Origin of the sequence: Acidaminococcus sp. BV3L6 (assembly GCF_000468835.1) — a bacterium.
GTDB lineage: Bacteria > Bacillota > Negativicutes > Acidaminococcales > Acidaminococcaceae > Acidaminococcus > Acidaminococcus intestini.
Window position 1 is genome coordinate 1 of the sequence record NZ_AWUR01000036.1, and the last position, 7332, is coordinate 7332.

7 protein-coding genes are annotated in these 7332 nt (G+C 47.9%); all 7 read right to left on the bottom strand.

The features are described from left to right. Window positions 1–4: 4 nt before the first annotated feature. Window positions 5–451, bottom strand: coding sequence for a Fe-S cluster assembly sulfur transfer protein SufU (gene sufU / locus HMPREF1246_RS06750; RefSeq protein WP_026385670.1), 447 nt, complete (start codon window positions 449–451; stop codon window positions 5–7). A gap of 21 nt (window positions 452–472) precedes the next feature. Then, on the bottom strand, window positions 473–1693 hold the full coding sequence (locus HMPREF1246_RS06755) for an aminotransferase class V-fold PLP-dependent enzyme (RefSeq protein ID WP_009015997.1): 1221 nt from the start codon (window positions 1691–1693) through the stop codon (window positions 473–475). Next, a complete protein-coding gene (locus HMPREF1246_RS06760; RefSeq protein ID WP_021737064.1) occupies window positions 1656–2777 on the bottom strand; it encodes a SufD family Fe-S cluster assembly protein in 1122 nt (373 codons plus the stop codon). The genes HMPREF1246_RS06755 and HMPREF1246_RS06760 overlap by 38 nt, the downstream gene beginning before the upstream one ends. Window positions 2778–2791: 14 nt before the next feature. Then, complete coding sequence (sufB, locus tag HMPREF1246_RS06765; RefSeq protein ID WP_021737062.1) at window positions 2792–4225, bottom strand: Fe-S cluster assembly protein SufB; 1434 nt, start codon at window positions 4223–4225, stop codon at window positions 2792–2794. Window positions 4226–4241: 16 nt separating this feature from the next. Continuing rightward, window positions 4242–4979, bottom strand: coding sequence for a Fe-S cluster assembly ATPase SufC (gene sufC / locus HMPREF1246_RS06770; protein ID WP_009015994.1), 738 nt, complete (start codon window positions 4977–4979; stop codon window positions 4242–4244). A gap of 317 nt (window positions 4980–5296) precedes the next feature. After that, on the bottom strand, window positions 5297–6700 hold the full coding sequence (locus tag HMPREF1246_RS06775) for a GntP family permease (protein ID WP_016459749.1): 1404 nt from the start codon (window positions 6698–6700) through the stop codon (window positions 5297–5299). A gap of 412 nt (window positions 6701–7112) precedes the next feature. Next, window positions 7113–7332 (bottom strand): hypothetical protein (locus HMPREF1246_RS10875; RefSeq protein ID WP_035224505.1); only part of this gene is annotated, 220 nt, incomplete at its 5' end.

Sequence of the window (7332 nt, forward strand, 5' to 3'; positions counted from 1 at the left end):
TATATTATTGTTCGGAGGCTTCCTTATCGTCGGAAAGGGCTTCTTTCAAAGTATGCCAAGCAAGAACCGCACATTTGACGCGAGCCGGCATATTGGAGATATTCTTCAAGCTGATGGCATCTTCCAATTCTTCCAGTTCATCGTCATCGGTCACTTCCCTTTTGATCATATCGAGGAAAAGATTGACCAGACGGAGTGCTTCCTTGACGGATTTGCCCTTGATGAGGTCAATCATCATGTCTGCCGAAGCCTGGCTGATGGCACAGCCATGGCCCGTATAGGCCGCATCCTTGACGATGCCGCCTTCGATATCGGCCTGGAGGGTAATGTCATCACCACAGCTCGGATTATGTCCATGCTCCTGGAGCGTGAACTTATCCAAGGCACGTTTGTTCATCTGGTTCTGGTTATGTTCCAGAATGATGTCCGAATAAAGTTGATTCATATCCACGCTGCTCATTGTATCACCCTTTTAATCCTTGAATCCCATCTGTTTCCGAACAAGAGGAAGCTTGTCCAGGAAGTAGTCCACTTCTTCGATGGTGTTATAGATATAGAAACTGGCACGATTCGATGCTTCGACATGGAGGTGATGACCCAAAGGCTGGGCGCAATGATGGCCGCTGCGAATAGCAATGCCATAGCTGTCAAGGATCGTCGCCACATCGTGAGGATGCACACCGTCAATGGTAAAGGCAATGACACCAACCTTTTCTTCCGGATCTTTGCTGCCCAAGATATGGACATAAGGAAGCTTCATTAGGCCTTCAAGGCAGTGCTTGGTCAATTCATATTCATGGCGCTCGATTTCATCAAAACCAAGGTCTTCAAGATAATCGATGGCTGCATGAAGAGCAACCGCCCCTTCCACATTTTCCGTCCCTGCCTCAAATTTAAACGGGACCTGTTCAAAAGTCGTACTCTGTTCCTGCACATATTCAATCATGTCTCCACCAGAAAGGAAAGGTTCCATGGCATTAAGGAGTTTCTTCTTGCCATAAAGGACACCCGTGCCAGCAGAGCCCATCATCTTATGACCGCTGAAAGCATAGAAATCACAATCCCACTTCTGGACATCACTCTTCATGTGAGGTGCGGATTGGGCTCCATCAAGGACGGCAATGGCACCAACTGCATGCGCTTTTTCAATGATCTTTTCAATGGGGCGCTTCATACCAAGGACATTGCTGACCGCAGCAAAAGCCACGATTTTTGTCTTTTCGTCGATCTTTGCCAGGTCTTCATCCGTAAAATGGCCTTCTTCATCAAGGTACATATAAACAAGCTGGGCCCCTGTACGGCTTGCCACACGTTGCCAAGGCACAATATCGGAATGGTGCTCAGAAATGGGGATGACGATTTTGTCCCCTGTATGGAGATTCGCTTCCCCATAGCTTCTGGCCACTAGGTTCAGAGCTTCCGTCGTATTGCGGACGAAAATGACCTCATCGGCACTCTTGGCATTGATGAAGCGGGCAACAGCTTCACGGGCGCTGTCATACAATTCCGTGGCTTCAATGCTGAGGGTATGGGCCCCACGATGGGGGTTGCCATTATAGTGTTCCAATAGGTCCACCATGGCATGGATGACCTGATAGGGCTTTTGGGTCGTTGCCGCATTGTCGAAATAGACAAGGGGATGACCATTGACCTTTTTAGTTAAGATTGGGAAGTCTTTCCGTACATTTTTCATCGCAAATTCCTTTCTGGGTACAAAACTCCATTTTCTCCCGTACTGCCCGGAGAGCCTTGTTCGCCAGGGTTTCATCGCCTAACTGGTCAATGACCGGACGGATATTGGATTCAACAATGACAAGACGAGCGCCGTTTTCGCTGAGGCCGCGGCTCATCAGATAAAAAAGCATATCGGGGTCTACCTGGCCGGAACTTGCGGCGTGGTTGCCAACGACATCATCTTCCTTGCAAAGAAGCAAAGGAACGGAAATGGAATGGACGCCCTTATTAAGGAGCAGACATGTATCTTCTTCGTTGCCCACAGCTTTCTTGCCGCCTCGCAGAAAATCGATCGTGCCGCGGAAATATTTGCGGCTGGTTCCCATGAGAGCTCCCGTCGTGAGAATGTCCGTATTGGTCTTGATTCCTTGGGTCGGAACCCAATAGGAAAAATCAAAGAGCTGGTTTTCACTGCCAAGATACATGGTCTGACTCTTGAAGTCCGACTCGTCGTGATCAAGATCCGTGCGGACATAGACCAAGGTTTCCTTGCCGCCCACTTCAGCAGAGACAAACTTCACCTTGCTGCCCTCGCCATCATGGGTATAGCGCTGATCAATGTGACGGACATGGCTGCCATGGATCTGGACCTTGCTGACGTTCACATTTGCGTTCTCGCCAGCCTCTACATAAAAGAGGACATTGACGAGTCCGTCCGGGGCATCTCCTTCGAAAGTCGTAAAGACCTCGACATCGCTATTTTTGCCCGCCTTGATATAAAGCTGTCCCACAAGGGCAGAAACCGTCTCTGAGAGGCTGTAGTCAAGCCACACCTTGGCTTTTTCCCCATCCTTGACGCTGATTTCACAATTTACATTGCCCTTTTCCAAAGCATCCTTCATGGATTCCTGGCTTGCACCGGCAAAATCCTCCAAATTCGGAACGCGCCGGCCCGTAAAGAAAGTGACTTCAGCAGAGCCTTCATGCCGTTCTTCTACAGCAGCCTCAGGGACAAGCTTTACTTCCGGAGTTTCCAGTTCCTGATGGTTTACTCTCATCCAACGGAAAGTAGGACGAGGCAGTTCATTGAAAATCTGTTTCATGCTCTCCTACCTCCTTACATGGAACCTTTGAGTTCCAGATTGATCAAATTGTTCATTTCGACAGCATACTCAAGCGGCAGTGCCTTCGAAACCGGTTCAACAAACCCACGGACCAGCATGGCCCGTGCTTCATCTTCACTCAGGCCGCGGCTCATAAGATAGAAGATGGCTTCATCAGAAATGCGGCCGATCTTCGCTTCATGCCCAAGGTCCACATTGTCATTCTTGATGACAATGGCAGGGATCGTATCGGACTGGGACTGTTCATCCAGCATAAGGGATTCGCAGCTCACGTTCGATTTGGCCCCTTCTGCCTTTTCCCCAATGACCACGCTGCCTCGATAGATGCAGACGCCGCCATCTTTGGAAATGGATTTGGAATTGATGTTGCTCGTCGTGTTCGGAGCATTGTGAATTACCTTGGAACCCGTATCAAGATACTGTCCCTTACCGGCAAAGGTAACTCCTGTAAATTCGCAGTGGGCGCCTTCCCCATTGAGGATGCTCATAGGATACAGACAGGATGTATGGGAGCCGAAGGACCCAGTAACCCAATTGATGGTTCCGTTCTTACCAACGACGCAGCGCTTCGTGTTCATGTTGTACATATTCTTCGACCAGTTTTCAATCGTCGAATAAGTCAGAGTGGCTTCATCGCCAACAAAAAGTTCAACACAGCCGGCGTGTAGATTAGCCACGTTGTATTTTGGGGCACTGCAGCCTTCGATGAAATGAACCTTGGCCCCTTTACCGACAATGATCAGGGTATGTTCAAACTGTCCAGCTCCTGGCGCATTGAGACGGAAATAACTCTGCAGCGGAATTTCAACATCAATTCCGTCAGGAACATAGACAAAGGAGCCGCCGGACCAAACAGCGCCATGCAGAGCGGCAAACTTGTGATCTGTAGGCGGAACAAGCTTCATGAAGTGACTCTTGACGATATCTTCATATTCCTTAAGTGCCGTATCAAAATCTGTATAGACAACGCCCTGCTTGACAAGGTCTTCTTGGATGCTGTGATAAACGACTTCCGAATCATACTGGGCACCTACACCCGCAAGGGAAGTCTTTTCCGCTTCCGGAATGCCCAAACGGTCAAAGGTATCCTTGATATCATCAGGAACGTCGTTCCAGTCCGCCTTCATCTGCGTATCAGGACGGACATAGGTGACGATATTGGCCATATCAAGACCGCTGATATCAGGGCCCCACACCGGGTACGGCATTTGATTGTAGATATCAAGAGATTTCAGGCGGAAGTCGCGCATCCATTTCGGCTCATCCTTCTTTTCGGAAATCTCCTGGACGATGTCCGGTGTCAGGCCAGCATCGGTCTTATAGGAATACTTGAAGTCATTCCTGAAGTTATACATGTTTCCGAGATTGTCGACGGAATCGAAAAGCTTCTTTTCCTCGTCCAATCCGGTTCTCTTTTCTTCCGACATAATGCTCACCTACCTATCAGTTCTTATAGGCGTCGTAGCCGTTTTCCTCGATCTCACGGATGAGGGAAGCATCACCGCTCTTGACAATCTTACCAGCAATGAGGACGTGCACCACATCGGGATGCAGTTTTTGCAGGATCTCACTGTGGTGCGTAATGATCAGGAGAGAGTTGTCCTCATTGTGATATTCGTTGACGGCCTCTGATACGATGCGGACAGCGTCAACATCAAGACCGGAGTCAATTTCATCGAGCATAGTCAGTTTCGGCTCGAGCATGGTCATCTGGAGAATCTCATTTTTCTTGCGTTCACCGCCGGAAAATCCATCGTTGACATAACGGTCCGCATAGGAGCGATCCATCTTAAGGGCATCCATCTGTTTATGCAGCTTCTTGCGAAAGGGCATGATTCGCTGGGTCTCACCGCTAACCGTGCTCTTGGCATTGCGAATGAAGTTTTCAACTGAAATGCCCTGGACGGAGATAGGATTCTGGAAGGCCATGAAGATCCCTGCCTTAGCCCGTTCGTTGACTGGTTCGTGAGTAATCTCCTTTCCTTCCAGATAGATATGCCCTGCTGTGACCACATATTTCGGATTTCCCATGACTGCGTTGAAAAGGGTTGATTTGCCAGCCCCATTGGACCCCATGATGACATGGGTCTCGCCCTTATTGATGACAAGATCAAGTCCCTTGAGGATTTCCTTTCCTTCGACAGCCACATGCAGCCCTTCGACTCGTAATAGTTCACTCATGTCTCTAACCTCTCTTACTTGTATGATCCTACGATAGAATTTAAATCATATTCCTTTACAGTGAATTCTACCTTATTCCGGTGCGTTCTGTCAACTTAAATGTTACAGTTAGCACAATGGCCTATAAACGCATGAATCCACGGCGCAAGCGGAGCAATTCCCCCGTTTTTTCCATGATATCCTATCAAGATACCGGAATTCATTATAGGACATTTTTTCAAAATGTACAAGATATCATAGTGCAAATAGGGGGAATTCCTATCACAAAGAAAAGACTGTACGGAAAAGAGATCCCGTACAGTCTTGTGAGCTGCTTTTCAGCGAACAAAAAGATAGATGATATAGACATTAAGCATGGCAGCCAGCCCTGTCACAAAGGTTCCGAACGTCTGTGCCCGGTACCCATCTTGGACTTCCATATCACCAAAATTTGTAACAACCCAGAAATAGGAGTCGTTGGCATGGGAGACGGTCATGGCTCCAGCTCCGATGGCAATGACCGTTACCGCTGCAAGGATAGGAGTGCCAAGGCCCAAGGTCGTCATAAGAGGCGCCATGATGCCGGCTGTCGTTGTAATGGCCACGGTAGAAGACCCCTGTGCCGTCTTGAGGATAGCTGAGAGAATGAAAGGAAAGAAAATACCAAGACCAGCAAGCGTCGTCGAATTGGCCTTGATGAAGGCAACCATGTTGGTCGAAGCGATAACCTTGCCCAGAACGCCGCCAGCTGCCGTAATAAAGAGGATGGGGCCGCAGACTTTCAGGGTTTCATTCGTCAGTTCATAAAAAGCCTTGGCCTTGTCTTCCATGGGGCGGGACGCAAAGAGCAGAATGCCAAGAAGGACGCCGACACTGATGGCAATGATCGGGGTCCCGAGGAAGGTTACAATAGGGATCTTATTCCCCGCCATATTCATAGCGCTTGAAAGGGCCATCAGGAGAATCGGGACAATGATAGGTGCAAAGCTCATAAAAGCACTGGGAAGTTCACCATAGCTTTTCATCAGTTCTTCATAGGTTTCCGTCATTTCCCCGGCTTCACCGGCTTCCATAGTCTTTTCTTCCTTTGTTTTGATTTTACCGCCAATGTAGTTAGCATAGAAGTAGGCCGCAATCATCGGAAGAATGGAAGCACAAGCCCCCATAGCAATGACAAGGATCAGGTTCGTATCCATCTGCATGCCTTCGTAAATAGTGTTTGCCGCGGCAATCGGGCCGGGTGTAGGCGGGATGAAGCAATGGGTAATATAAAGCCCCATGCTCATGGCTACAGCAGTAGCAACACCAGAAGCATGCGTACGGCGCACTAAAGCCTTCCGGATCGGGTTCAGAATAACAAAACCACTGTCACAGAAGACAGGGATGGATACGATCCAACCCATAATGAGGACGGCAAGAGACGTATTGTTTTTCCCAACAAGCCGAACGACGCAGTCTGCCATCTTGAGTGCAGCCCCGGTCTTTTCCAAAAGGGCACCGACGAGTGCCCCCATAATGATGACAATGCCGATGCTATTGAAAGTACCAGCAAAACCAGCACTGACAACATCGGCAATCCCGAGGACTTTGCCCGTCTTAACCAAAGGAATGCCGCCAATAATGCCAAAGATAACGGAAACAGTCAAAATGGACAGGAAGGGATGAATGTTGTACTTAGAGATTGCAAGAATCATAATGATGATGGCAAGAATAAATGCAATCATAAGAGGTATACCTGTCAAAATAATCAACTCCTTTCAAATAATGGACGACCTTCCAGCCCCTTCTGGAAGGGGAAAAAGAGGAAAAAGAAACCCCTCTCATTTCTTATACACAAGTATACACCGAATTTGCTCGATTGAATACAAAAAATTAAGAAAAATGTTCCACCTTGATATGAACTTTGATACATAACGAAGCGTCAAAAAGGAAGTCTGCCTATGATTTTGGAATTAACGTAAACGAAAATGAGCTGCGCCCAGTAAAAAAGGGGAATCATACGAGTCGCCAAAAAATACGAAGACGCCTCGCCCTCAGGAAATACGTTACCAAAAAGGGGCGAATAAATAAGTCTTTAGCTTGAACACTCCTTATGAAAAACATGATTAATGAAGAAAGCATTTCACTTTCACTTGGCTTATTGTAAGAATAGCTTCAAGGCGCTTCAATATGTACTGCATAAACACAGAGAAGACTATATGCGAAGTCTTCAAGATCAGATCCAAGGAATCCGCAGCGCAGGTTAAAATGGCTGACCGCAAGAAACAGATAGGCTGACTGCAGAGTCATATTTCCCTCTCCTAAGAAGAAAGAGATGGACATGTCCATGCAGTTTCGTTCAGTCATAAAAACAATCTTCCCCAAGGCGCGCATC